Source organism: Collinsella aerofaciens (genome assembly GCF_001404695.1).
GTDB lineage: Bacteria > Actinomycetota > Coriobacteriia > Coriobacteriales > Coriobacteriaceae > Collinsella > Collinsella aerofaciens_E.
The window spans coordinates 35,401-62,396 of the sequence record NZ_CZAQ01000011.1 but is presented as its reverse complement, the minus strand read 5'-3'; the positions used below and the strand labels follow the sequence as shown (position 1 = coordinate 62,396).

At 60.9% G+C, this 26,996-nt stretch carries 20 protein-coding genes and 5 tRNA genes; 4 read left to right on the top strand and 21 right to left on the bottom strand.

Features of this window, described 5'->3' with window-relative positions; translation table 11 throughout:
- Positions 1-93: 93 nt before the first annotated feature.
- From carB to rpsF, 12 genes are all read right to left on the bottom strand, one after another.
- The gene (carB, locus tag AQ996_RS04350) at positions 94-3,408 is read right to left on the bottom strand and encodes a carbamoyl-phosphate synthase large subunit (protein ID WP_055251362.1); all 3,315 of its coding nucleotides are present in this window, start codon (positions 3,406-3,408) and stop codon (positions 94-96) included.
- Between the two features lies 1 nt (position 3,409).
- Positions 3,410-4,849 carry a glutamine-hydrolyzing carbamoyl-phosphate synthase small subunit gene (gene carA, locus AQ996_RS04345; protein WP_055251360.1) on the bottom strand — a complete coding sequence of 480 codons (1,440 nt, stop codon included), beginning with the start codon at positions 4,847-4,849 and terminating at the stop codon, positions 3,410-3,412.
- Positions 4,850-5,055: 206 nt separating this feature from the next.
- Positions 5,056-6,021 (bottom strand): hypothetical protein, encoded by a 966-nt coding sequence (locus tag AQ996_RS04340; RefSeq protein WP_055251358.1) that lies wholly within the window; start codon positions 6,019-6,021, stop codon positions 5,056-5,058.
- A 19-nt stretch (positions 6,022-6,040) separates the two neighbouring features.
- Positions 6,041-7,813, bottom strand: a complete 1,773-nt coding sequence (locus tag AQ996_RS04335) for an ABC transporter ATP-binding protein (RefSeq protein WP_055251356.1) — start codon at positions 7,811-7,813, stop codon at positions 6,041-6,043.
- 247 nt (positions 7,814-8,060) lie between these two features.
- Entirely contained in the window at positions 8,061-8,756 is a 696-nt protein-coding gene (locus AQ996_RS04330; protein WP_172622467.1) for an NUDIX domain-containing protein, read from the bottom strand.
- 21 nt (positions 8,757-8,777) lie between these two features.
- Positions 8,778-10,082 carry a phosphoribosylamine--glycine ligase gene (gene purD, locus AQ996_RS04325; protein ID WP_055251354.1) on the bottom strand — a complete coding sequence of 435 codons (1,305 nt, stop codon included), beginning with the start codon at positions 10,080-10,082 and terminating at the stop codon, positions 8,778-8,780.
- Between the two features lie 118 nt (positions 10,083-10,200).
- Positions 10,201-11,487: an adenylosuccinate synthase gene (locus tag AQ996_RS04320; RefSeq protein ID WP_055251352.1), complete on the bottom strand. Its 1,287-nt coding sequence runs from the start codon at positions 11,485-11,487 to the stop codon at positions 10,201-10,203.
- A gap of 93 nt (positions 11,488-11,580) precedes the next feature.
- Positions 11,581-12,978 carry a replicative DNA helicase gene (dnaB, locus tag AQ996_RS04315; RefSeq protein ID WP_055251350.1) on the bottom strand — a complete coding sequence of 466 codons (1,398 nt, stop codon included), beginning with the start codon at positions 12,976-12,978 and terminating at the stop codon, positions 11,581-11,583.
- A 218-nt stretch (positions 12,979-13,196) separates the two neighbouring features.
- Positions 13,197-13,736 (bottom strand): 50S ribosomal protein L9, encoded by a 540-nt coding sequence (gene rplI, locus AQ996_RS04310; RefSeq protein ID WP_022094073.1) that lies wholly within the window; start codon positions 13,734-13,736, stop codon positions 13,197-13,199.
- A 15-nt stretch (positions 13,737-13,751) separates the two neighbouring features.
- A complete protein-coding gene (rpsR, locus tag AQ996_RS04305) occupies positions 13,752-14,018 on the bottom strand; it encodes a 30S ribosomal protein S18 (protein ID WP_006235829.1) in 267 nt (88 codons plus the stop codon).
- Positions 14,019-14,090: 72 nt separating this feature from the next.
- The gene (locus AQ996_RS04300; RefSeq protein WP_006235830.1) at positions 14,091-14,543 is read right to left on the bottom strand and encodes a single-stranded DNA-binding protein; all 453 of its coding nucleotides are present in this window, start codon (positions 14,541-14,543) and stop codon (positions 14,091-14,093) included.
- A 48-nt stretch (positions 14,544-14,591) separates the two neighbouring features.
- Positions 14,592-14,885, bottom strand: a complete 294-nt coding sequence (gene rpsF, locus AQ996_RS04295; RefSeq protein WP_006235831.1) for a 30S ribosomal protein S6 — start codon at positions 14,883-14,885, stop codon at positions 14,592-14,594.
- Between the two features lie 505 nt (positions 14,886-15,390).
- Between rpsF and AQ996_RS04290 the strand changes: the two genes are divergently transcribed.
- From AQ996_RS04290 to AQ996_RS04275, 4 genes are all read left to right on the top strand, one after another.
- Positions 15,391-15,481: transfer RNA gene (locus AQ996_RS04290), tRNA-Ser, on the top strand.
- 48 nt (positions 15,482-15,529) lie between these two features.
- Positions 15,530-15,620, top strand: a tRNA-Ser gene (locus AQ996_RS04285).
- A 369-nt stretch (positions 15,621-15,989) separates the two neighbouring features.
- On the top strand, positions 15,990-16,679 hold the full coding sequence (locus AQ996_RS04280) for a trimeric intracellular cation channel family protein (RefSeq protein ID WP_229057814.1): 690 nt from the start codon (positions 15,990-15,992) through the stop codon (positions 16,677-16,679).
- A gap of 106 nt (positions 16,680-16,785) precedes the next feature.
- Entirely contained in the window at positions 16,786-17,931 is a 1,146-nt protein-coding gene (locus AQ996_RS04275; protein ID WP_055251346.1) for a DUF8173 domain-containing protein, read from the top strand.
- 129 nt (positions 17,932-18,060) lie between these two features.
- Here the strand turns inward: AQ996_RS04275 and typA are convergent, their stop codons facing one another.
- From typA to gyrB, 9 genes are all read right to left on the bottom strand, one after another.
- The gene (typA, locus tag AQ996_RS04270) at positions 18,061-19,899 is read right to left on the bottom strand and encodes a translational GTPase TypA (RefSeq protein ID WP_006235837.1); all 1,839 of its coding nucleotides are present in this window, start codon (positions 19,897-19,899) and stop codon (positions 18,061-18,063) included.
- Between the two features lie 117 nt (positions 19,900-20,016).
- A complete protein-coding gene (locus AQ996_RS04265) occupies positions 20,017-20,466 on the bottom strand; it encodes a hypothetical protein (RefSeq protein WP_055251344.1) in 450 nt (149 codons plus the stop codon).
- Positions 20,467-20,496: 30 nt separating this feature from the next.
- Positions 20,497-20,853 (bottom strand): hypothetical protein, encoded by a 357-nt coding sequence (locus AQ996_RS04260; protein WP_055251342.1) that lies wholly within the window; start codon positions 20,851-20,853, stop codon positions 20,497-20,499.
- A gap of 30 nt (positions 20,854-20,883) precedes the next feature.
- On the bottom strand, positions 20,884-21,384 hold the full coding sequence (locus tag AQ996_RS04255) for a bifunctional nuclease family protein (RefSeq protein WP_055251340.1): 501 nt from the start codon (positions 21,382-21,384) through the stop codon (positions 20,884-20,886).
- 158 nt (positions 21,385-21,542) lie between these two features.
- A tRNA-Ile gene (locus AQ996_RS04250) sits at positions 21,543-21,619 on the bottom strand.
- A gap of 4 nt (positions 21,620-21,623) precedes the next feature.
- Positions 21,624-21,699, bottom strand: a tRNA-Ala gene (locus AQ996_RS04245).
- Positions 21,700-21,766: 67 nt separating this feature from the next.
- Positions 21,767-21,843, bottom strand: a tRNA-Ile gene (locus AQ996_RS04240).
- 294 nt (positions 21,844-22,137) lie between these two features.
- Entirely contained in the window at positions 22,138-24,855 is a 2,718-nt protein-coding gene (gyrA, locus tag AQ996_RS04235; protein ID WP_055251366.1) for a DNA gyrase subunit A, read from the bottom strand.
- A gap of 41 nt (positions 24,856-24,896) precedes the next feature.
- Positions 24,897-26,927, bottom strand: coding sequence for a DNA topoisomerase (ATP-hydrolyzing) subunit B (gene gyrB / locus AQ996_RS04230; protein ID WP_055251338.1), 2,031 nt, complete (start codon positions 26,925-26,927; stop codon positions 24,897-24,899).
- Positions 26,928-26,996 lie beyond the last annotated feature (69 nt).

The following is a 26,996-nucleotide window of genomic DNA, read 5'->3' as shown; positions in this document are numbered from 1 at the left end:
GGAGGGGCCGAGTTTCCTCCTGAGCGACTCTGCTTGCAGCCGGAGCGAAAGGGGGAAATCTCGGCCCCTCCCGCCCCGGCCGACCAGGTCACACTACACCGTGTGCTGCGGCAGGTCCTGCAGGGCGATGACGTCCATGCCCATGTCGTTGGCGCTGCCGTGACCCTGCTGGTCCTCGCGCACCGCCTCGATGGCACTCACGTACGTGTTGGCCGCAGACATCGCGGTCACGCAGGTCACACCGCGTCGCACTGCCTCGGTGCGCAGCAGATAGCCGTCGCCGCGCGAGCCCGGACCGTACGGCGTGTTGATGATCACCGCGATCTTGCCATCGGCGATGAGGTCGCCGATGTTGGGGCGCTCGCCGTCGTGCGGGCCGCTAATCTTCTCCACGATCTCGCACGTCACGTTGCCTCCACGCAGCACGCGCGCCGTACCCTCGGTGGAGCAGATATCAAAGCCCAGGTAACGCAGGATACGCGCGACCGAAAGGATGTGGCGCTTGTCGCGGTCGCACACGCTGATGAACACCTTGCCGGCGCTCGGGTCGGGCAGCTTGTAGTCGATCGCCAGCTGCGTCTTGGCGTATGCCTCGGGATAGCTCTTGGCGATACCCATGACCTCGCCCGTCGACTTCATCTCGGGCCCCAGGATGACGTCGGCGCCCGGGAAACGACCCCAGGGCATGACGGCTTCCTTCATGCAGAACCAGTCCAGCTGACGTTCGTCGCTCGGCAGGCCCAAGCTCGCGATGGAATCGCCTGCCATGATGCGCGCCGCGCATTTGGCCAGCGGCACACCGGTGGCCTTGGAGATAAACGGCACGGTACGGCTGGCGCGCGGGTTGGCCTCGATCACGTAGACGGTCTCGCCCTTGATGGCATATTGCACGTTGACCAGACCGCGGACTCCCAGCGCCATCGCGATGCGGCGCGTGATCTCGCGGAGCTTCGCCTGCAGGCTCTCGCTAAAGCTGAACGGCGGGATGCAGGTCGCGGAGTCGCCGGAGTGAATACCGGCTTCCTCGATATGCTCCAGGATGCCGCCGATGTATACCTCTTCGCCATCGCACAGGGCGTCGACATCGGACTCGATTGCGCCCTCCAGGAAGCGGTCCAGATACACCGGGTAGTCGGGGCTGATGCGCGCAGCCTCTGCCATGTAATCGCGCAGATGCTCGGCATCGTAGGCGATCATCATGCCGCGGCCGCCCAGCACATAGCTCGGGCGCACCAGCAGCGGATAGCCGATGTGCGCGGCCACGGCCTCGGCCTCCTCAAACGAGGTCGCCTGGCCCGCCGGCGGGTACATGATGCCCAGCTTGTCGAGCAGAGCGGCGAAGCGCTCGCGGTCCTCGGCAAAGTCGATGGCATCGGGCTTGGTGCCCATAATGTTCACGCCGCTCTCCTCGAGCATGCGCGCCAGCTTAAGCGGAGTCTGGCCGCCGAGCGTCACCACGACGCCGTCGGGGCGCTCGACATCGATAACGTCCATGACGTCCTCGTAGGTGAGCGGCTCAAAGTACAAGCGGTCCGAGGTGTCGTAGTCAGTCGAAACGGTCTCGGGGTTGCAGTTGACCATGATGGTCTCGAAGCCGCGAGCCGCCAGTGCGTAGCTCGCGTGCACGCAGCAGTAATCGAACTCGATACCTTGGCCAATGCGGTTGGGGCCGGCGCCCAGGATCATCGCCTTGGGCTTGTCCGCCGGCGTGGTCTCGTCGGGAGCCACGCACTTCTTGGCATCCGGGCTCGTGCGGTAGATGTTCTCGTACGTCTTGTAGTGGTACTCCGTGGCGCTCGAAAACTCCGCAGCGCAGGTATCGACCGTCTTCATGCTGGGAACCACGCCCAGACCCTTGCGATAGGCGCGCACAAAGCGCTCGTCCGAGCCGGTCAGCGCGGCAATCTCGGCGTCGCTCGTGCCGTACTGCTTGAGCAGGCGCATCGCGTCGGCGTCGATATCCTCCACACGCAGGCCGCGGATGCTCTCCTGGACCTGCACCATGTCGTTGATACGGTTGAGGTACCACGGATCGATACCGCAGATGGCATGGATGTGGGTGATGTCCCAGCCACGGCGCAGGGCCTCGACCACAAAGAAGATGCGGTGCTCGGTCGGGGTTGCCACGGCCTGAGCGAGCTCATCGTCGCTCAGCTTGTCGGCACCCTCCTTGCCACCGGCGCAGATGCCCTGGCGACCGTCCTCCAGTGAGCGCATGGCCTTGCCGAAGGCCTCCTCAAAGGTGCGGCCGATCGCCATAATCTCGCCCACGGCCTTCATGCGCGTGGTGAGCGTGGGGTCGGTACCCTTAAACTTCTCGAAGGCAAAGCGCGGCACCTTGACCACACAGTAGTCGATCGTGGGCTCAAAGCAGGCGGGCGTTGCCTTGGTGATGTCGTTGACGATCTCGTCGAGTGTATAGCCCACGGCCAGGCGCGCGGCGGCCTTGGCGATGGGGAAACCCGTGGCCTTGGAGGCCAGTGCGGACGAGCGGCTCACGCGCGGGTTCATCTCGATGACAATCAGGCGGCCGGTCTGGGGGTTCACGGCAAACTGCACGTTGGAGCCGCCGGTCTCGACGCCGATCTTCTCCAAGATGGCGAGCGAGGCGACACGCATGCGCTGGTACTCAAGGTCACTTAGTGTCTGCGCCGGCGCCACGGTGATGGAGTCGCCGGTATGCACGCCCATGGGGTCGAGATTCTCGATGGAGCACACGATGATGCCGTTGCCGGCGTGGTCACGCATGACCTCCATCTCGTACTCTTTCCAGCCCTCGATGGACTCCTCGACCAGCACCTCGTGGGCAGGCGAGAGCTCAAGGCCCTGGCTCACGATGGAGACGAGCTCCTCGTGGGTATGCGCGATGCCGCCGCCGGCGCCACCGAGGGTAAAGCTCGGGCGCAGTACGCAGGGATATCCCACGCGCTCGGCGATAGCCTCGGCGTCGGCCACGCTGTAGGCATAGCCCGAGCGCGCAACCTCCAGGCCGATCTCGGCCATGGCCTCGTTAAAGAGTTTGCGGTCCTCGCCGCGCTCGATAGCGGCCAGGTCGCAGCCGATCATCTCGACGCCGTACTTGTCGAGCGTGCCGTCCTTTGCCAGCTCGACGGCGGCGTTCAGACCGGTCTGGCCGCCCAGCGTGGGCAGCAGCGCGTCCGGGCGCTCTTTCTTGATTACGCGCTCGATAAACTCGGCGGTGATGGGCTCGACATAGGTGCGGTCGGCAAGACCCGGGTCGGTCATGATGGTCGCCGGATTGGAGTTGACCAGGATGACCTCAAAGCCATCCTCCTTGAGCACCTTGCAGGCCTGTGCGCCGGAGTAGTCGAACTCACAGGCCTGGCCAATGACGATAGGGCCCGAACCAATAACGAGGATGCGCTTGATGTCAGTACGTTTAGGCATGTTAGTTCTCCTCGGTCGCAGCGTTCTCGGACTCGGCGAAATTCCAGCCGGCGAGGCGGTCCTTCGCGGTGTCGATGTCCAGGTAGTTCTCCTCGCCGTCCATGAGTCGCGTAAAGGCGGTAAAGAGATAGTGGGCATCGGTGGGGCCGGGCGAAGCCTCGGGGTGGTATTGGACCGAGAAGCACGGGGCGTCGAGCAGCTGGATGCCCTCGGCGGTGCCGTCGTTGAGGTTCACATGTGTCAGGCGAATGCGGCCAAAGCGCTCGTTCATCACGACCGGCGCGATACCGCGGCGCACCCAGGCGCGCAGGTCGCCATCGGCCGCATGCTCGGTTTCGCCGCCGGAAAGCTCCGGAATCAGTTTGCCCAGACTGGGGAACAGCAGGCCAAAGCCGTGGTTTTGCGCGGTGATCTCCACGCGACGGCTCACCAGATTCATAACCGGCTGGTTACCGCCACGGTGACCGAATTTAAGCTTTTCCATTTGGGCGCCGCAGGCCAAGCTGATCATCTGGTGACCCAGGCAAATACCAAAGACCGGCACCTTGCCGATCAGCTGCTGCACCTGCTCGTAGGTCTCCACCACGGCATCGGGGTCGCCGGGGCCGTTGGACAAAAAGACGCCATCAGGATTCATGTCGAGCACCTGCTGGGCGGGCGTATCCCACGGCACGACGGTGAGGTCGCAGCCGGCACGGACCAGGCCCTCCAGAATACCGCGCTTCACACCGCAGTCGTAGGCGACCACTTTGTGACGGGCAGGAGCGGCAGCCGCAAGCGCAAAGCCATGCGTGGCAGGCAGGTCGGCGGCCACAAACTCGTGAGGCGCGGGACAGCTCACGGTCTTGACCAGGTTCTCGCCCACCAGCGTGGGCGCTGCGTCCAGACGCTCGGCGAGCTCGTCGACGTCGAAGATCTCTGTCGAGATAATGCCCATCTTGGAACCATTGTCGCGCAGATGGCGCACCAGAGCGCGGGTGTCGACACCCTCGATAGCGACGATGCCGTGAGCGCGCAGGTACTCCGGCACGCTGACGGCCGAGCGCCAGTTAGAAGGCGTGGCGCACATGTCGCGAACGATCATGCCGCGCATAGCCGGAGCGCTCGCAGGGCGCACGGCGTCGCCGGGGAAGGCCGACTGGACATCGGTCTCGTCGATACCGTAATTGCCGATCTGCGGATAGGTCATGGTTACAATTTGGCCGGCATAACTCGGGTCGGTCATGACCTCAAAGTAGCCCTCAAGCGAGGTGTTGAAGCAGACTTCGCCGGTCGCGGTGCCCTCGGCGCCGCATGCACGTCCATAAAAAATGGTCCCATCCTCAAGATACAGGATACAGGGACCGCAGGTGCCCTTGCTGGTTTTGGCCAGCATATGCTGGCAAAGCTCGCTGGGCGCGAAGGTGCGGGCGGCAGCGCCCGCGGTATGGTTGTTCGCCATAATTCTCCTTCCCGGTCTCACAGGACCGGCTTAAAGGTGTGTAGTTAGGCCTCGCGGTATTGTAACCGCAAGCATGCCTCATGGCGTTAATTTCATCGAAATGTTTACGAAATGATAATTATGACTTTCTATGCATAATGATTTTTCTGGGACGGGGATTAAAAATCATCCCGCGGGGCTTGTGGCTCACACGGGATGATGGCGTCTTATTTTTTCTTGTCCTGTTCCAGCAGATCGGACGGTGAACGATCGGGCTTGCCGCCGCGGAAAATCTCGCGGCCATGCAGACGATGCTCCAGGTCACGTTCGGCCTTTTCCTCGTCAATCTTGGTCTGGCTCACCACCGGGTCCTCGATCAGCGACGAAACCGAGTTCACCTGTTTTTGAATGCGCTCGGCAATGGTGTCGTCCATGCTTACGATGCGCATCTTCCAGTCGATACTCGTGGCGTTGGATGAGCTCTTGGTCCACACAAACGTCAAAATGGCGCTCTGATGACCCCGCGCGGGGAACATGCCAAAAAAGGAATCGTGCTGAATGTTGCTATCCTCGTCGATATAGGCGTGAACGTTATACACCACGCGGTCAATCTTGTCGTTGAGCAGGGCGTTGGTCGCAAGCGCCGCGGCCTGGATCTGCCCGTTGGACAGCAGCTCGAGCTCATTGGCAGACGACGTGTCCAACACCGTCACCTCAACCGTGCCCGTGCGCTCATCGGCCTCGTCGACAGAAAAATCAAGCGGGAACTGCGTAAAGCCGTTGCCCCATTCGAGTCCACCCTTGAGCGCGGTCGAGACGGTATCCACCGAAACGCTCTCGGACAGGTTGGCGGTATTCAGACGGCGCATCACGCCGTAGCCGATCTGCATGCCCACGATCAGCACCAGAATACCGATGACCACGGCCATCGCGGTCTTCGTAATGGTATGGCTCACCTGCGAGCCCGAAGGATCGTCCTCGGACAGCGGGTCGATATGTTTTGCCTGGCTCGCGCGGTCCTCGCTGCGCAGCTGCGCTAGCGCCGCTTTGTCACCGCGCTTGGCCGCAGCCTCCTTCTCACGCATGCGCTCGGTTCGCTTTTTGGCAAGCGTGGGATCCAAGACACCGGATGCATCGATTTCGGAGAATAACTCCGTCACTTCTTCCGGAGTCAAAGGGTTCTTGTCAGCCATAAACTTCCTGTCATATCAATCAGTCGAGCTCGTGCGCACGCGCACCTTCGAACTGCATTCGATAGTAACGGGCATAGGTGCCGCCACGGGCGAGAAGCTCCTCGTGCGTGCCACGCTCCACAACGCGACCATGCTCAACGGTCGCAATCTCATCGGCATGCTTAATGGTCGAAAGACGATGGGCGATGATAATCGTGGTGCGGCCGCGTGCCAGCTCTTCGAGTGACTCCTGCACCGCCTCCTCGCTCTCGTTATCCAAAGCACTCGTCGCCTCGTCCAAAATTAGGATCTTGGGGTTCTTGAGAAACACACGCGCAATGGCAACGCGCTGCTTTTGGCCGCCCGAAAGACGGCTGCCGCGCTCGCCCACGACCGTGTCATAGCCCTGTGGAAGCGACTCGATAAAGGCATCGATGTTGGAGCGACGGGCGGCCTCGGCGATCTCTTCTGCCGTAGCGCCCGGCTTGCCGTAGGCGATGTTCTCGCCGATTGTTCCGTCAAACAGGTAGACATCCTGCTGCACCAGGCCGATGGCGCGGCGCAGGCTCTGCTGCGTCACATCGCGCACGTCCTGGCCGTCGATGCTAATGGATCCGGCAGCCACGTCATAAAAGCGCGGCAGCAGCGAACAGGTCGTGGACTTGCCACCGCCCGAAGGGCCAACCAAAGCGATGGTCTGCCCGGGCTTGATGGACAGATTCATATGGTCGATAACGGGACGCTCGTCGGCATCACCCTCGCCCAGCTCAACGTCCTCGTAGTTAAAGCACACGTCGTGATAATCCACGGCGCCGGCAGTCACCTGCAGATCCGTGGCGCCCGGCTTGTCCTGGATATCCGGCGCGGTCGAGAGCACCTCGTCCATACGCTTAAAGCCGGCGATAGCCTTCTGATACGTTTCGGCCGAATTGACGAGTGTCTCGAGCGGCGTGCAGAACAGCGAAATATAGAGTGCAAAGGTCGCCATATCGACCGCCTGCAGCTGTCCCTGGGCGACCAGCCAGCCGCCCAGCAGTACCACGATCACATAGAGCACACCCGAGAGCAGGCCATACGTCGCAGTATAGACGCCCATGGCGTGATACATGTTCTCCTTGGACGAAAGATAGCGATTGTTGGAGGCGCGGAACTTGAAGCGTTCGGTCTCCTCATTGGCAAAGCTCTTGACCACGCGCATACCCGCCAGCGAATCCTGCAGCTGCGCATTGATGCCGCTGATCTTTTTGCGGTTGTCGCTAAAGACCTCGCGCATGCGCATGTTCTGCCAAAACATGATGACCGCAAACGCCGCCGTCACCACGGCCATAGCGAGCGCCAGCACCGGGGCGATGGTAAAGAGGATCACAAACGAGCCGATAATCTCGATGCCGCAGATGATGATCCACTCGGGCACGTGGTGTGCCGCCTCGCAGATATCGAACAGGTCGTTGACCACGCGGCTCATCATATCGCCCGAGCTGTTGCGGTCAAAGTACGCAAAGCTAAAGCGCTCATACTGGTCAAACAGGTCCTCGCGCATTTTGGACTCCATACGCGCGCCCATCACGTGACCCCAATAGCTCACAAAATAGCGGCAGGCGCAGCGGACGGCATACATCAGCACCAAGCCCACCGCAATCATGCCGAGCGCCTGCATAATGACAGCCTGACCCTGAGTAAAGAGCCCACCGGTCAAATTGCGCAGGATAATGGGGAACGCCAGGTCAATGGCGGCAAGCACCAGAGCACAAACAGTATCGGCAACAAAAAGCCCCATCTGGGGCTCGTAATACGAGAGAAACCTTTTAAACATGCAATCCTCGAAGAGAAATAAATAGCGTGAGAAATCCGGTTGAACCGGTCAGGCTGAAAACAAAGCGTCCCAACAAGCATAACGCCGATGTTCTGGCAGCGTCAGCGAAAACGTCCCTAAGCGAGCAAGGTGCCTTGAAAGAGGAGCGACGCGTACTTCGGTACGCGAGCGACGATTGAAAGGCAGATTGCCGCTTAGGGGCGTTTGCAGCGTCGACTCGTTACGCGGTTTGGTAAAACCGCGTAACCTAGAGCTCCGCACCCCCAAGGCGATGCGCGATGCTATCGCAGGCCAAGGCGCCCACGACGGTCTTGGCGTCTTCGATCTTGCCGTCGAGCACGGCGTCGATCAGCTCGTGCAGCGGCACCAGGTCCACGTTGACAAACTCGTCATCATCGGGGTTGGGCGCATCAAACTCGAGCTTGGTAGCCAAGTAGATGTGGATGATCTCATCGCAAAAACCGCAGGACGTGACAATCGACGTCAAAAAGCGAATGCGACCAGCCCTAAAGCCCGTCTCCTCATGCAGCTCGCGTTTGGCGCAATCGAGCGGGTCCTCGCCTGGATCGAGCTTGCCGGCGGGAATCTCGACCGTCACGCGGTCGATAGCGGTGCGGTACTGACGCACCAGTACGATCTTGCCGCTCTCGGTCAGCGCCACAACGGCCGCCGCACCCGGATGGCGAACGATATCGCGGGCGCTGCGGCGACCGTTGGGCAGCTCAACCTCAAGACGGTGGACGTCGAGGATCTTGCCCTTCCAGGCGCACTCCTCCGAAAGAATCTTCTCGTGCAGCTCGGCATCGTGCGGGTCGTCGTCACCCAGCACCAGCGCCGGCTCGTCAGCGACCTCGCCGCCAGGCTCGCCCTCGGCGTGCCCATACATGCGGCTGTCCTCTTCAACGATCTGCGCATCCACGAGCTCTTCGTTCTTCTCGTCCATCCGTCTCATTCCTCTCGGATTTTAGGCATCCCAGGCGTCGCGGCCGCGCAGCGCGCGCAGGCCGATGTCGTGGCGCAGGGTCTTGCCTTCAAAATCAATCTTCTCGCAGGCCTCGTAGGCAAGGTTGCGAGCGTTCTCGAACGTGTCACCCAGAGCGGTCACGGCAAGCACGCGGCCACCATTGGTCACGAGCTGGCCGTCCACCACGGCAGTGCCCGCGTGGTACACGGTCACGTTCTCCATGACCTCGGCATCGGCGATACCGGTGATGACCTTGCCCTTCTCGTAGCTGCCGGGATAGCCCGCGCTCGTCAGGACAACTGCCACAGCCCACTCGTCACGCCAGTCGAGCTCAATCTGATCGAGCTCGCAGTTGGCGCAGGCGAGCATGACCTCAACCAGGTCGTTCTTAAGGCGCGGCAGCACGACCTGCGTCTCGGGGTCGCCAAAGCGGGCATTGAACTCCAGCACCTTGGGGCCGGCAGGCGTGAGCATAAAGCCACCATACAGGCAGCCGCGGTAGTCGATGCCCTCGGCAGCGAGCTCGGCAACGGTCTGCTCCATGACCTTCACCATGGTGGCGTGCTCCTCGTCGGTCACGATGGGCACCGGGCTGTAGACGCCCATGCCGCCGGTGTTGGGGCCCTTGTCGCCCTCGAGGGCGCGCTTGTGGTCCTGCGAGGTGGCCATGGGGCGCACGGTCTTGCCGTCGGTAAAGGCGAGCAGCGAGCACTCGGGACCAACGAGCATCTCCTCGATAACCACGGTGTTGCCGGCATCGCCAAAGGTGCCGCCAAAGCACTCGCGCACGGCCTCCTCGGCCTGCTCAAGTTCGGTCGCCACGATAACGCCCTTGCCCGCGGCAAGGCCGTCGGCCTTCACGACCAGCGGAGCGCCCTGCTCGCGCACGTAGGCGAGAGCCGAAGCCTCGTCGGTAAACGAACCATAGGCTGCCGTCGGAATGCCCGCACGCTCCATGAGCTGCTTGGAGAACAGCTTGGAACCCTCCATCTGGGCGCCCTCGGCACCTGGGCCAAAGCAGGGAATACCCGCCGCGCGCACGGCGTCGGCCACGCCCGCCACGAGCGGAGCCTCGGGGCCAATTACCACGAGTCCGCATCCGTGGCTCTGCGCAAACGCCGCCACGGCCGCAGGATCGCAATCGTCGAGAACAACGTTCTCGCCACAGCTCGCGGTGCCGCCGTTGCCCGGCGCGATGTAGAGCTTGCCGGCGCGCGGTGATGCTGCGAGCTTAGCTGCCAAAGCATGCTCACGGCCGCCGCTGCCCAACAACAGGATGTCGATGGTTTGAGTGTCCGCCTTCAAGGGTGCCTCCTCTATGGATGAATGGCCCGCTCCGCGCGAGCCCTTTGCAAGCAAATATACCCCTCGGCCGCCCGTCCAGGCTGCAAAGGGGTATATCGCAATAACCAAATAGTCCCGATTACTTCCAGAATCGGTTGATGATCTGCTCGCGACCAGCGCCAACGCCAATGAACGTCACGCGGGTGTGTGCCAGATCCTCGATAAACGCCACGTAGTCCTGAGCCTCTTGCGGCAGCTCATCAAAGCTGCGACAACCGGTGATGTCGCACTTCCAACCGGGGAGTTCCTCGTAGATGGGCTTGGCATGCTCAAAGCGCACCTGATGCTCGGGCACGCTGGTGTAGCGCTCGCCGTCGACGTCGTAGGCCACGCACACCTTGATGGTGTCGAAGGCCGAAAGCACGTCGAGCTTGGTCAGGGCGATATCGGTGAGGCCGTTGACGCGCGAGGCGTAGTTGGCGATGGGGCCGTCGAACCAGCCGCAGCGACGACGGCGACCGGTGGTCACGCCGTACTCATAGCCCTCCTCGGTCAGCGTGTGACCGGCCTCGGACTCATAGGAAAGCTCGGTGGGCATGGGGCCCGAACCAACGCGGGTGATATAGGCCTTCATGACGCCCAGCACGCGGTCGACGTTCTTCATGCCCACGCCGGAGCCGGTGATGGCGCCGCCGGCGGTGCAGTTGGAAGACGTCACGTACGGATAGGTGCCGTGATCGATGTCGAGCAGCGTCGCCTGGGCGCCCTCAAACAGCAGGTCCTTGCCCTCATCGATCATGTTGTTGAGCAGCAGGCTCGTCTCGGTGATGTAGGGACGCAGGCGCTCGGCCATGGGCAGGTACTCGTCGCAAATCTGGTCCACGGTGTAGGTGGGCAGGTTGTAGATGAGCTCGAGCTCGGGGTTCACGCGGGCAAGAGCGGTCTCCAGCTTGTCGCGGAACAGTGCCTCGTCCAGCATGTCCTGCATGCGCAGGCCAATGCGGGCCATCTTGTCCTGATAGCACGGACCGATGCCGCGCTTGGTGGTACCGATATTCTTCTTGCCGAGCTTCTGCTCAAAGGCGCCATCCAGATCGATGTGGTACGGCATGATGACATGCGCGTTGCCGCTAATCTTGAGGTTCTTGGTGGTGATGCCGTCGGCCTCGAACATGTCGATCTCCTCAAGGACAACCTTGGGGTTGACGACGCAGCCGTTACCGATCACCGACACGTGGTCGGAATACATGATGCCGGAGGGCACCTGGTGCAGGCCGTACTTCTTGCCGTTGACGACGATGGTGTGGCCGGCGTTGTTGCCGCCCGAGTAGCGCACGACGGCATCGAAGTCGCCGGCGACCAGGTCGCAAATCTTACCCTTGCCCTCATCGCCCCACTGGGCACCGACCAAAACGGTTGACGGCATGTTTACTCCTTACATTCATGGACTGTCTACGCGCCACGCCGGCACGCAGAAGCACAAAACATTCCCAGTATACCCGTGCAACGGGCGCCTGTCCTACTCCTCGGCATGTGCCCCATCAAGCTCATAGAACTTGGTGGATGCCGGCAGGAACATCAGGTCGACGTCGCCGATCGGTCCCGAACGGTTCTTAGCCACGACGATACGCGTAACGCCCTCGTCGGGTCGATCGTCGCGCGAGGCTTCGGCCTCGTCGGCGGAGCGGTCCAAGAACATAACGATATCGGCGTCCTGCTCGATGGAGCCCGATTCACGAAGGTCGGAAAGCTGCGGGCGCTTGCCGGTACGGGATTCGACCTGACGCGAGAGCTGCGACAGCGCGATGAGCGGGATCTTGAGCTCCTTGGCCATGATCTTCAGACCACGCGACATCTCGGAGACCTCGACGGTACGGCTCTCGGAGCGGCGTCCCGGCGGAGGACTCACCAGCTGCAGGTAGTCCAGGATGATGATTGCCTTCTCCTTGTTATGGAGCATGCGGCGGCTCTTGGCGCGAATCTCGGTCACTGTGGTGCCAGGCGTATCGTCAATCAGAATATCGAGCTTGGACAAGGTCTGCGTGGCCTCGTTGATATTGGCCCACTGCTCGGGGCTAATGCGGCCCATGCGGAAGTCACTGATCGAGATCATGGCGTAGGCGCAAATCAGACGCTGGGCAATTTCCTTGCCCGACATCTCCAGAGAGAAGAAGCCGACGGTATAACCAGCAGCGGCAGCGTTGAGCGCCAGATTCAGAGCGAACGACGTCTTACCCACGGCAGGACGGGCGCCGATGATGATGAGCTGGCCCTCGCGGAAACCCATGAGCATGCGATCGAGCGACGGGAAGCCCGTGGGCACGCCCGCCGTCTGGCCACCGGCCTGGCACACTTCCTCGGCCTCGTTATAGGCCTCGACCATAAACTCGGTCAGCGTCTTGTAGCTCGACTTGACCTCGCGCGCCGTAACCTTGAGCAGCTTGCTCTCGGCCAGCTCCACGACCTCTTTGGTGTCGGTGGGGGCGTTATAGGCCAGCGCGTTGATCTCGTTGGTAGCGCCGATCAGCTCACGCAGCATCGAATCGCGGCGAACGATAGCGGCATGGTGCTGCCAGTTGACGAGCGACAGGGTCTGACCCATCAACTCCAAAATGTACGCTTCGCCGCCCACGGCATCGAGCTTGTTGATGCTTCGCAGGTAATCGATCAGCGAGATGGAGTCGATGGGAATGCGGCTATTGTACATATCGACCATCGCGGTATAGATGGTCTTATGAATGGGCCGGTAGAAGTCATCGGGCTGCAGCTCGACCTGGGCCTCTTCGACCACCTCGGGCGATAGCAGCATAGCGGCCAGTACATTGGCCTCTGCATCTTGGTTTTGGGGAAGACCCAACTTTGAGCCACGGTCCTCAACCGTCAGCCCGGTCTCCCTATCGTCATATGCCATGAGCATCCTCATTCATATCGCTTGCGAGCATCCATAGTATCAGCCACGGTCCCAAAACGCGCCGCGCGCCGCCAATCATCACCGAACCAAACGGATGAACGGTCCTGTATATAGGACTTCGACGCAACGTTCACCATGACACTCACTCAGCGCAAAAAACAAAAGGGCGCCCTGGTTTCCCAGAGCGCCCTTCTTAGAACAAGATTGTTGCGTTGCAGCAAATGCTACTCGGCAGCAGCCTCAGTCTCGACCTCGGCGGTCTCGGCCTCGGCGACCTCAGCGGCCTCCTCGACCTCAGCCTCGGCAGCGAGCTCCTCGGCGGTAACGCCGACGAGAACGACAACCTCGGCCTTGATCTCGCGGTACAGCGAGATGGCAACGGTGTGGGCACCGGCAACCTTGATGGGCTTACCGAGCTCGACGCGCTTGCGGTCGATGTCCATACCGAGCTGAGCCTTGATGGCATCAGCAATCATAGCGGCGGTAACGGAGCCAAAGAGGATGCCCTCGTCGCCGACCTTGACGTCAACGGTGACCGTCTTGCCCTCGAAGGCAGCCTTGGTCTCGTTGGCGGTAGCCAGACGGACGGCCTCGCGCTTGGCGATGTTGTTGCGACGCTCGTCAAGCTGCTTGAGGTTGCCCTTGGTGGCGGCAACAGCGAGCTTCTTGGGGAACAGGAAGTTCTCAGCGTAACCCTGAGCGACCTCTACGACGTCACCCTCGCCGCCCTTGCCCTTGATCTCATCGAGAAGAATAACCTTCATGATGCGTCTCCCTTCTTAGCCGCGGTCGCGGTTGCCACGAGAGGAAACCACGGGGACGGTGTACGGCAGGAGAGCCATCTCGCGGGCGCGCTTGATGGCGTTGGCGATGTCATGCTGATGCTGCGTGCAAGCGCCAGTGACACGACGGGGCTTGATCTTGCCACGGTCGGTCATGTACTTACGGAGAAGCTGAGTGTCCTTATAGTCGATGAACTCAGTGTTCTCCTTGCAGAACTGGCAGTACTTACGACGCGGCTGACGTGCAGAAAAATCATTAGCCATGTCAAAATACCTTTCATTTGGCAACTTCGGCGAACCGAAGCCGCCTCTCACTCAAAAATAGGTGAACAACCCTTAGAACGGGATGTCCTCATCGTAGACGTCGACCGCGGGCGGCGTAGCCACCGGTGCGGCAGGACGTGCTGCGGGCGCGGGAGCTGCGGGGGCGTAACCGCCCTGGTCGTAGCCACCCTGGCCACCACGGGAGCTCATAAACTCGATCTCATCGACGATGACCTCAAGCTTGCTCCTGCGCTGACCGTCGCGCTCCCAAGAGCTGTAGCGCAGCTTGCCCTCGATCGCGACCTTGTTTCCCTTTGCCAGGAAACGGCTCACGGCCTCGGCGCGGGTGCCGAACATAGTGCAGTCGACAAAGTTGGGATAGTCCTCCCACTCGCCAGTCTGCGCGTTACGGCGACGATCGTTCACGGCGACGCCAAAGGACAGAACCTGGGTTCCGCCGGCGGTGGCGCGCAGCTCGGGATCGCGGGTGAGGTTACCGGTGATGTTCACTCGATTGATGCTCATAACTCACTACTTCCTCTTGGGGCACAAGCCCAGTCCAAAACGACAGTCTTACTCCTGGTCGTCGCGACGGACGATCATGTGGCGGACCACAGCGTCGGTGATGCGCAGGACGCGATCAAGCTCGGCGATCTGGGTAGGATCTGCGTGGAAGTTGATGAGGGTGTAGTCACCATCGGTGAGGTCGTTGATCTCGTAGGCGAGCTTGCGCTTGCCCCACTCGTCAACGGAGTCGACCTTGCCAGCGCCCTCAGCGATCGTGGTATCGATACGCTTCATAACAGCGAGACGAGTCTCGGGGTCGAGCGACGGGTCAACAAAGAACAGCAGTTCATAAGCCTTCATATTGTCACCTCCTCTGGGCAAATGTGGCTTCAGGTCGTGAAGGTGCGCCTGAAGCAGGAAAAGACTTGGTAATAATATCTTTCAACCTCCTAGGCTGCAAGAATATGCAGCTACAACCTCATGACCTCCACATATGCCCATACTCGCACGACGTTTCATGCGCATTCCAACCAAATGCTGACCAAAAGCTTGACGGATCTGTGGACAAGATACGGTGCCGTGGGGACAAGCTGAGCCAAGCCGCAGGTCAACGGGCACAAGGCTGTGGTCGCAAAATGCATACCAGTGGCCCACAGCACCACCCAAAGATTTTTAAATTCATTGCCAAGTCGCTTATGAATACCCTTTTTTGAACAATTGAGTTGATCAACCACGCTGGTCGGAAGCCGTTTTTTGGCACCTCAAGCCCCACTGCAGCGCCAAGCACGGCCAAGCGTTTTAAAAAATGCCAACTTTTCTGTTTGCACTTTGCGATTCCTCGTGTATACTGACTTTCGCATTTAACGGAGAGTTGTCCGAGTGGCCGAAGGAGCACGATTGGAAATCGTGTAGGCGTCAAAAGCGTCTCCAGGGTTCAAATCCCTGACTCTCCGCCAGTTAATTCCAAAGCAGGCCTTCGAGCCTGCTTTGTTTTTACCCCACGCGGAGGGGTGGCAGAGTGGTTGAATGCGGCGGTCTCGAAAACCGTTTGACCTGTATAAGGTCACGAGGGTTCGAATCCCTCCTCCTCCGCCATTTTGGTTGAGAAAGCTCCCGAAAACGGGGGCTTTTTTGTTTAGAGTCCCTTACAAGCAAATACGGCGGAGGAGGAGGGATTCGAACCCGCCAGGGCGCGGAGCGTAAAGAAAACGCGCCAGTGGCGCGTTTTTAGCGCAGCGCGGTCGGCGTAAGCCGACCGGATAAATTTTGAGCGCTGCTCAAAATTTAGACATCCCTCCTATTCAACCACGCCCCCATCGCGTTCAGCATCGACCCAGATCCCCAAACATGGAACCTACGCCCGCATCCAGCCCCGACCGTTTGCCGAGCAATAGGGTCGCAATCGGCGCCGAACATGTACTATGTACGGGCATTGTCCAAATCCGTAATCCAAAGGACCCCATCTTGCCCGTCGTCGCCGCTATGACCGTTACCTCACACGCCACGGATGCCATGGTCGCCATCCCGTTTTGGCTCGAAATGTTCGCCGTCGTCGCGGCTTCAATCTCGGGCGTGTTGGTCGCGCGCGAGCACAAACTCGACCTGGTGGGTGCAGTTGCGCTCGCCGTGGTCTGTGGCTTGGGCGGCGGTCTTTTACGCGACATGACGCTGCAGGTGGGCAACGTCTACATCCTCAACCAGCCAATGGCGCTGCCGCTTTCCATTGCCACGGCAGCCATCATCTATATTTTCCCGGCAATCGTCGACAAGCCCGAAAAACTCATTCCCCTGCTCGACATCATCTCGGTCGGCATCTACGCCGCCACTGGAGCAGACAAGGCGCTGGTCTACGGCTTTGCACCGGCGGTGTGCATCATGATGGGCTTTTTCACCGCGGTGGGCGGCGGCATGTTGCGCGATGGCTTTATGGGCGTGGTTCCAGGCATTTTCCAACGTACTAACTTTTATGCCATCGCCGCCATCGCCGGATCGACAAGCTATGTGTGTCTCGTTATGAGCGGCATTATGAGCAATGTCGCCGCGCTGGTCGTATGCGTTGTCGTGACCATGGGTCTGCGCTGGCTCTCGCTGCGCTTTGACATCAAAAGCCCCACCGAAGAAGATATCGCGCGCTTCTTGCACCGTAAAAAGTAAACAGCACGGCACGACCCTTCGAAATGCAACCGAGAGGTTCTTTTAGAGCGCCCACGCGTTGGGTACCCTGTTAGGTGTATGTCGAGCATCTGACGAAGGATTCACTATGCCCTGTAATCAATTCCCGTCGACCCAGCGCCGTAAAGCGTGGGTCCGCATCACGATCCTATTCGCGCTCGTCGCCCTAGCGGTCACCGCACTTCCCACGGCGTCGTTCGCCGGCACAGACACCGCAGGCAACGTACTTGCGACCGACAATGACGCCAATTCGTCCGGCGTCGAAGGTGACCTGTACTGGGCAGGTCAGGCCCTCAACTTGGACGATGCGTCCATCGGCCGCGACATAATTGCAGCAGGCGAGAGCCTCTCCATCCGCGACTGCACGGTGGGCGGCGCCGTCCGCTTGGCGGCGCGCACCATCGACATTGCCAAGACTACGGTTGATGGCAGCGTGACCGTTGCCGGCCAGCATGTCGTGCTCAATTCCGACAGCACCGCCAACTGTTTCTATGCGATAGGCGAGACGGTTGCCCTGCGCGGCTCTACCAAGTCGGCAGCGCTTGCGGGCGATACGGTGACTATCGATGGCACCGTCGAGGGCGATGTCGAGGTTTGGGCCGATAAGCTCATCCTGGGCAAGAACGCCCACATCACCGGCACCGTGAACGCGCACGTCTCCGAGGACCCCGAGCGCGCCGCGGGAGCCGAGGTCGGCGCGCTCAAGATCGACCGCACCGAGAGCGAGGATACTTCCACCGTTAACGATGTCATCGGCGGTATCGTCGCCGCGGCACTCTCGACCTGCTTTGTCGCCCTACTGCTCGAACTCGTCTTTCCGCGCGCAACCGCCAGCGCCGCCGGCATGCTCCACCAGCGCCCCATGCCCCTGTGGGTGAGCGGTCTTCTGGGCACGATTGCTATCGTCCCCGCCGTCCTACTGCTAATTATCTCTATCGCTGGTCTGTCGCTTGCCGGAGCCCTCATGTGCGGTGTTATTGGCATCGCGCTGGTGTCGAGTGCCTTTGCAGGGTGCGCGATCGCGCGCATGGTCGGACACAGCCAGAACCGCTACGCCATGGCGGCCGCCGGCGGCGTGATCGCAGGTGCACTTACGGCAATCCCCCTCGTAGGCGATTTCATCAGCGGCGTGGCCTTTGTCTTCACGCTCGGCTATGTTATCCAGATCATCTGGCGCAACGCTCACCTCAAGTCGCAACAGCCGGCTAATACGCCGGAACTCCCCACCGCCTAGCCGCCAACCACCACAAAGGGGACAGGCACCTTTGTGGTGGTGCAAGCGAACCTGTCCCCCTTGCACCAAAAAGGGCGCCGACCATCGCGGTCGACGCCCTTTCTTATTGGCGGTTATAAGCCCCAGCGCTTATTTGTTGACCTGACCGGCGCGGACGGCAGCCTTCTTGCGGTCGGTGGCGTTGAGCAGACGCTTGCGCAGGCGGATGTTCTTGGGGGTAATCTCGACCAGCTCGTCGTCGGCGATGTACTCCAGCGCCTCCTCCAGCGAGAAGGTGCGGGGCGGCACCAGCTGGACGGAGATATCGGAGGTCGAAGAACGCTGGTTGCCCAGGTTCTTGGTGCGGGCGATGTTGACGACCATGTCGCCGGCCTTGCTGCGCTCGCCCACGATCATGCCCTCGTAGCACTCGGTGCCCGGCTCAACAAACAGCTGGCCGCGCTCCTGCAGCGTACCCAGGGCATAGGCAACGGCCTTCTCGGTGGTCATGGAGATCATGGCGCCGTTCTGACGGTTGCCGATCTCGCCGGCGTAGGGGCCATACTCCAAGAAGGTGTGGTAGAACACGCCCTCGCCGTGGGTGACGTTCATGATGCGGTTCTTAAGGCCCATGATGCCGCGGGTCGGGATCTTAAACTCGAGGTGCGTCACGATGCCCGAGGTATCCATGCTCGTCATGATGCCGCCGGAGGTACCGAAGACCTCAACGACCTTGCCCGAGTACTCGTCCGGGCACTCGACGACGGCCTGCTCGACGGGCTCCATCTTGTTGCCGTTCTCGTCCTTCTTAAACAGAACGCGGGGACGGCCAACCTGGAACTCAAAGCCCTCGCGACGCATGGACTCCATCAGAACGGACAGGTGCAGGATGCCGCGACCCGAGACCTCGACGCCGCTCTTGTCCTCGAGCTCCTCGATCTTCATGGTCACGTTGTTCTCGGCCTCGTTGAACAGACGCTCCTTGAGCTGACGGGCACCAACGATGTCACCGTCGCGACCGACGAGCGGGGAGGTCGAAGCCTCAAAGACGATGGACAGGGTCGGCGGGTCGATCTCGATGGGCTCGAGCTCAACGGGGTTCTCGGGATCGGTGTAGACATCGCCGATATCGGTGCGGTCGATGCCCACGACGGCAGCGATGTCGCCGGCGCCGACTTCCTGGCACTCGGTGCGGCCCAGGTAGTCGAAGGTAAAGAGCTGTTTGACGGTAGCGGTGGCGCTGGAGCCGTCGTTCTTGACAACCAGGATCTGGTCGCCCTGGTGGATGGTGCCGGAGTACACGCGGCCGATGCCGATACGGCCGACGAAGTTGGAGTGGTCGATGGTCACGCACTGCATGGCGAGCGGGGCGTTCTCGTCAACCTCGGGTGCGGGCATGTCGTCGATGATCATGTCGAGCAGCGGGTACATGTCCATGTTGCCGTCGTTGGGGTCAAGGCGGGCAAAGCCATTCATGGCGCTGGCGTAGACCACGTGCTCCATGGCGAACTCGAGCTGGTCGTCGGTGGCACCCAAGTCGGCCATGAGGTCCAGGCAGTCGTTGTAGGCCTTCTCGGGGTTGGCGCCCGGACGATCGATCTTGTTGATGACGATCATGATCTTGAGGCCGGTGTCGATAGCGTGACGCAGCACGAAGCGGGTCTGGGGCATGGGGCCCTCAAAAGCGTCAACCAGCAGCAGGGCGCCGTCGGCCATACGCAGCACGCGCTCGACCTCGCCGCCAAAGTCGGCGTGGCCCGGGGTGTCGATGACGTTGATCTTAACGTCCTTGTACTCGATAGAGATGTTCTTGGCGAGAATCGTAATGCCGCGCTCGCGCTCCTGGTCGTTAGAGTCCAGGACGCGGTCCTCGACCTGCTGGTTAGCACGGAAGGCGTCCGTGGCACGCAGGAGCTTGTCGACCATCGTCGTCTTGCCGTGGTCGACGTGGGCGATGATGGCGATGTTCCTCAGATTGTCTACGCGCATGTAGTTCCCCTATCTTCTATCTATATACAAACGGCACGCGTATGCGACCCGCCCAGCAACACAACGCTCAGCGGGAATATTGAGCCTTTTACCGAAAACTCGTTTATTTTAGCGATTTTAGATAAGAGGGGTTTCCTCACCTGCAGGTTCAGGGTCGCTCCACATAAAACCATCGCCGGCGCCCATGCCCTCATACAGCACATATGCCGAAAAACCGCTCTCGAGCGCCGTCTCAAAGAAACTCACGAGCAGGGCGTCGTGGTAGCCGCCGTCAATCTCGACACAACCGGTGTAGCCGATGGCATAGCGGGCGATGCGGCCCAGGCCCTCGTCCTTAAGACCCATCTTGTGCTCGGAGATAAAGTTGGTGGCCGCCTCGAGGCACGCCTCTTCGCCGTCCTCGTCGAGCGCCGCCAGATATCGGTTGGAAGCAGCGTCCTCGATCGCCACAACTACGCCCGGATTCTCGCCGGCGGCAAGGTCGTCCAAGAACGCACCAATCAGGTCACACACCATGGCGTCGAGCTCGGCGGAGACGTTACCGGCGTCCTGCATATCCTGTGCCATCTTTAGACCTTCCCATCGAGTCTGGCGTCGTTACAGTTCTTGTGCCTCGGCAGCGATCTTGGCGGCAGCGTCGCGGGCGCGCATCATATCCATCGCGCGCTTGTCGAGTACCTTGATCTGGTTGGTCAGCATTACTGCATCGACCACACCCCAGATTACCAAGCCTGTTGAAATCGAAAACCCAAGCGCACCAACTGTACCACGAAGGCGCGAGCAGATTGCCGCGACAAGGGCGGAGACGACAACCATCTTGATAAACGAGCCGCGGCGCTCGCGAAGCGTGCGGGCCTGCGTCACATAGGCAATGCGAGCCGCCTCAGAAGCCTCCGAGCGCATCTGGGCTTCACGCGCGATGGCGGCCGCTTCAGCCGATACGCGGGTACCCATCAGCGACCTCTCCGCTCGCGTGCCAGACATTTAGAAGTCATCGGGGGAGAGCGTATGGACGAACTCGTCGAACTTCTCGAACTCCCGCTCGTCGTCGACTTCCTCGGCGTGGGTGGAAACAGTGCCCAGGCGATTCATGATGTCGTCCTCCACAAACATGGGGGCATTGCTGCGCACGGCAAGGGCAATGGCGTCGCTGGGGCGGGCGTCAATCTTTCGTTCGTCACCATCGGCCAGCACGACAATCGTCGCATAGAACACCGGCGGCTCGGCACGAACGATCTCGATGCGTTCGAGCTTGGCGCCCAGGGCGTCAACGGTATCGAGCAGCAGGTCATGCGTTATCGGGCGCTCGGCGCGACCGCTATCGATGCCACGGCTAATGGCCGCGGCCTCAAACGAGCCGGTCTGAATGGAAAGCGAACGCAGCGGTGCCGTCGAATCCGACTTGCCGCAGCGCTCACGAAGCACGATAAGCGATGGCACGGGACCGGCGGCCATGACGATGGTCTCTATGTCGACACGAACCATGGAACACCTCCGGTACGTAGCGGTTAACACGCGGCAGCTCCACCGCATTGAATAGCTATACTACCCAATCTTTCGCACAGCACACAAAACCAAAATGAGATTTATCACAGACAAGAAAAAGCCCCGAGGCAACGCCCCAGGGCTCTTCACAGTTTTGATGGTGGACCTGACAAGATTCGAACTTGTGACCTCCCGGTTATCAGCCGGACGCTCTAACCAACTGAGCTACAGGTCCATCATGGTGGAGGTTAGGGGGATCGAACCCCTGACCTCAGGCTTGCAAAGCCCGCGCTCTCCCAGCTGAGCTAAACCCCCACGGAGACAGTAATAAACACCCCAGCGGCGACTCGGCTCTCGCTGGGGTGTTTATTGCGAAAGAAAGTGGTGGACCTGACAAGATTCGAACTTGTGACCTCCCGGTTATCAGCCGGACGCTCTAACCAACTGAGCTACAGGTCCATCGCGCAAGGGATATATTAGACGAGTCGTTACGCGCACGTCAACAACTTTTTTGAAAATCTTTGGGGGTGTGTCTGGCGGGCGGGCGAGATGGGTTAGGTTTGCTGCTCGGGCAGTCCTGCGCAAGACGAAGGCCACATTAAGTGGCCTTCTTTGCGTGCGGAACTCGCGACAAACCTAACCCATCTCGCCCGCCCGCCAGACACAGGTTCCAAGATTGACAAAAAAGCGGTCGGCGCGCAGTGCGCCGACCGCCGATATAAGGGGTCTGAAGGTTTTGCCAGCAAGGGCCACTTACTCGTCTAGGAGATCTTGCGGCACTTCGTTTCCGTCGCCTAGGTCGACGGGGGCTTTTTCGGCGTCGGCCACGCCCTCACCCTCGACGTCCTCGTCTTCGGGCTTCTCCTTGGCGGCCGTCATGCGGGCGACGGCGCATACGCGGTCGTTGTCGTCGACAGTCATCATCTTGACGCCCTGGGTAGCACGGCCGGTCTGGCTGATCTCGTCGGTCTTGACGCGAATGACCGTCGCGCCTTCCGTCACGATGAACAGCTCATGCTGCGGGCCCACCGTCTTCATGGCCGCAAGGTTGCCCTTGCGCTCGGTCATCTGGATGGTGTAGACACCCTGACCGCCTCGGTTCTGCTCCGGGTAGTCCGCAACCGGCGTACGCTTACCGTAACCGCGCTCGGTAATGACGAACAGGTCACCGTTGCCGTTGGTAACCTCCATACCCAAAACGCTCACGCCGTCCTTCATGCCGATGCCGCGAACACCGCTGGTATCGCGACCCGTGGCACGGACCTGGTCCTCGGGGAACATGATTGCCTTGCCCGCGGTAGTGGCCAGGATGATCTTGTCGCTCTCGCGCACACGGCGCACGGCGAGCAGTGCGTCATCGTCCCTCAGGTTGATGGCGATCAAGCCATCGCGGCGACTGCGGTCATAGGCGCTCATCACGGTCTTCTTGACCATGCCGCTCTTGGTGGCAAACATCAGGTACTCGTCGGCCGGGAACTCGCGGCAGCTGATGACGCTCGCGATTTTCTCGCCCTCCTCAAAGGGCAGCAGGTTGACAATCGCGGTACCGCGCGCCTGGCGCGTGCCCACCGGCAGCTCGTGCACCTTCAGGCGATAGACCTTGCCCTTGCTCGAGAAGAACAGCACGTACTCGTGCGTGGACGCGATGAACATCTCGTCGATGACGTCGTCCTCTTTGAGGTTGACGCCCGAGACGCCCTTGCCGCCGCGCTTCTGGGCGCGGTAGGCGGCCACCGGGATGCGCTTGACATAGCCGGTGTGGGTGATGGTCACGACCATGTCCTCGTCGGCAATGAGGTCCTCGACGTCCAGGTCCTTCTCGACATGGCTGATCTCGGTGCGGCGCTTATCGCCGAACTTCTTGGAGATCTCGCGCATCTCTTCCTTAATGACGCCCAGGATCTTCTCCTCGTGCGCCAGCAGGTCCTCGTAGTAGGCGATGGCACGGCGCAGGCCGTCCAACTCTTCTTGGATCTTGTCGCGCTCCAGGCCGGTCAGGCGGCGCAGCTTCATCTCGAGGATGGCCGTGGTCTGCTCGGGCGTAAAGCCAAAGCGCTCGATCAGGCGGCTGCTGGCCTCGGAATCGGTCTGCGAGGAACGGATGATGCTGATGACCTCGTCAATATGGTCGAGAGCCATCAGGTAGCCCTCGAGGATATGCGCGCGGGCCTGGGCCTTCTTAAGGTCGAAGCGGGTGCGACGGGTGACGACGTCGACCTGGTGATCGATGTAGTGCTGCAGCATCTCGCGCAGGCTCAGGCATTTGGGAACGCCGTTGACGAGCGCCAGGTTGTTGGCGCCGAAGGTCGTCTGCAGCGAGGTGTACTTATACAGGTTGTTGAGCACGACCTGCGGAATGACGCCCTTCTTGAGCTCGATGACCAGACGGATGCCCTTCTGGTTGGACTCATCGCGCATGTCCGAGATGCCCTCGATGCGCTTGTCGTTGACGAGCTGGGCGATCTTCTCCTGCAGGGTGCCCTTGTTGACCATGTAGGGAATCTCGGTAAAGACCAGGCGGTTGCTGCCGGTCTTGGTGGATTCCACGTGGGCCTTGGCGCGCACGGTAATGGAGCCGCGGCCGGTCTCGTAGCTCTGCTTAATGCCGGCGCTGCCCATGATGATGGCGCCGGTGGGGAAGTCCGGACCGGGCATGATCTGCATGAGCTCGTCGACAGTAGCGTCGGGATTATCGATCAGGTAGCAGGTTGCCTCGATCGCCTCGGTGAGGTTATGCGGGGCGATATTGGTGGCCATGCCGACGGCGATGCCCTGGCTGCCGTTGACCAGCAGGTTGGGGAAGCGCGCAGGCAGTGCCACGGGCTCGGCGAGTGATTCGTCGTAGTTGGGCTGCCAGTCGACGGTATCCTTCTGCAGGTCACGCAGCAGCTCCATGGCGGGCTTTGCCAGGCGGCTCTCGGTGTAACGCATGGCCGCCGCGCCGTCGCCGTCGATGTTGCCGAAGTTGCCGTGGCCGTCGATGAGCGGCGTGCGCATGGAGAACCACTGCGCCAGGCGAACCATGGCCTCGTAGACCGCGAAGTCACCGTGCGGATGGTACTTACCGATAACTTCGCCGACCGTCCAAGCGGACTTCTTGTGCGGACGGTTGGGGTAGATGCCGCTCTCGTTCATCGCGTACAGGATGCGGCGGTGCACCGGCTTTAAGCCGTCGCGCACGTCCGGCAGGGCGCGCGCCGTGATGACCGACATCGAATACTCGATGAATGACTGCTTCATCTCGCGGCCAAACTCCGAAATCTGGAGCTGGCCGCCGTTTATATCCTCGCCGGCCGAGGCGCCACGATCGACTTCGCCAAAGCTCTCCTCGAGCTCACCGTCGTCGTCCTCTTCCTCGTCATCATCGGCATCGGGGTTATAGGCGTCAGGATCGCCGTCCTCGCCCTGCTCAGCACGGGCAAGCAGGCGCTTCAGATCGTCGGGCATGCCGGCATCGCCGGCCTCGCCCATACCCTCGTTATTGTTGGTATCGTCTGCCACGTTACCTCCTCTTAAGCGTCAAGGAAGCGTGCATCATGTGCATGCTTCTCGATGTACTCGCGGCGATAGCCGACCTCGGAGCCCATCAGCTCGCGCACGGCGCGGTCTGCCACCACGGCATCCTCGATCGACACGCGCTGCAGGATGCGGGTCTTGGGATCCATCGTCGTCGAGGCGAGCTGCTTGGGGTCCATCTCGCCCAGACCCTTGTAGCGCTGGACGGTATAGCCCTTGCGTTTCTTGGTGATCTTGCCATCCTTGGCCTTGCTGTCTTCGTCGTTATCGTCGGGGTTCAGGCCCAGACTCTGGATGGTGTCGCGCAGGATCTCGTCTTCGGGCTGGCGGCCGTTGGGATACACATAGTGGATCTTGTTGCGCACCTTAATGCCAAAGATGGGCGGACAGGCAACATAGACGTAGCCGGCATCGATCAGCGGACGCATGTACTTGTAGAAGAACGTCAGCAGCAGGATGCGGATGTGCGCACCGTCGACGTCTGCATCGGTCATGATGATGATCTTGTGGTAGCGCGCCTTGGTGATATCGAAGTCGCCGCCGTCGCCGGCACTCGTCGTGACGCCGCAGCCGATCGCGGTAATCAGCGACTGGATGGTGTCACTCGAGAACGCGCGATGGTCACCAACGCGTTCGACGTTCAGAATCTTGCCGCGCAGGGGCAGAATCGCCTGGATGTCTCGGCGACGGCCGTCCTTGGCCGAACCGCCTGCCGAGTCGCCCTCTACGATGAAGAGCTCGGTCAGCTCGGCATCGCGCACTGAGCAGTCAGCGAGCTTACCGGGCAGGGACGCCGTCTCGAGCAGGCTCTTGCGGCGGGTCGCCTCGCGCGCCTTGCGGGCGGCGTTGCGCGCCTTGCAGGCCTGTTGCGCCTTCTTGACGATCTCGCGGGCGGGCTTGGGATGCTCCTCCAAGTAATCGGCGAGGCCGTCGGTCACGATCTTGAGCGTGAGCGCGCGCATATAGGAGCTACCGAGCTTGGCCTTGGTCTGCCCCTCAAACTGCGGATCGGGCAGCTTGACCGAGATAACGGCCGAAAGGCCCTCGCGCACATCGTCGCCGGTCAGGTTGGCGTCTTTTTCCTTGAGCAGGTTCTGTTTGCGCGCGTAGTCGTTGATCACGCGGGTGAGCGCGGTGCGGAAGCCCTCAAGGTGCATGCCGCCCTCGGGAGTGTAGATGTCGTTGGCAAACGACATGACGTTCTCGCCGTAGCCGCTATTCCACTGCAGGGAAACCTCGACCTCGCCCATCTTGGCCACGGGAGCGTCCGGGTCCGTTTTGCCCTCGATGTAGATGGGCTCCTTAAAGGCCTCGGGGACGTCCTTGCCCTCGTTGAGGAACTTGACGAAGTCGATGATGCCGCCCTCGTAGCAAAACTCCTCCACGTGGGGAGTCGCCTCGCGCTCGTCGGTCAGCACGATCTTGAGGTTCTTATTGAGGAACGCTGTCTCCTGCAGACGGTTGTGCAGCGTATCGAAATCGTAGATGCAGGTCTCGAAGATCTCGTCGTCGGGCCAGAAGGTGACGGTGGTGCCCGTCGAATCCGAGGTGCCCACGACCTCCATCTTCTTGACGGTCTTGCCGCGCGAGAACTCCATCTCGTAGGTGTTGCCATCGCGACGAACCTGAACGACCACGCGCTTGGACAGTGCGTTGACGACGGAGATGCCTACGCCGTGCAGGCCGCCCGAGACCTTATAGGCCGAGTTATCGAACTTACCGCCGGCGTGCAAGATCGTCATAACGACCTCGAGCGTCGGGATCTTTTTAACAGGGTGCTCGTCGACGGGGATGCCGCGCCCGTTGTCGACGACCGTGATGGAGTTGTCGGCGTGGACCGTCACCTGGATCTCGGTGCAGAAACCGGCCATGGCCTCGTCGACGGAGTTGTCAACGATCTCCCACACCAGGTGATGCAGACCGCTGGCGCTCGTCGAGCCGATATACATGCCCGGGCGCTTACGAACGGCCTCGAGACCTTCGAGAATCTTAATCTCGCCGCCATCGTAATCGTTTTCGTTTGCCACACGTCCTCCTTCAGTCAAGAAAATGTGTACAGCCTTACTAGTTTATCGTAAAAAAATACCCTCGAGACC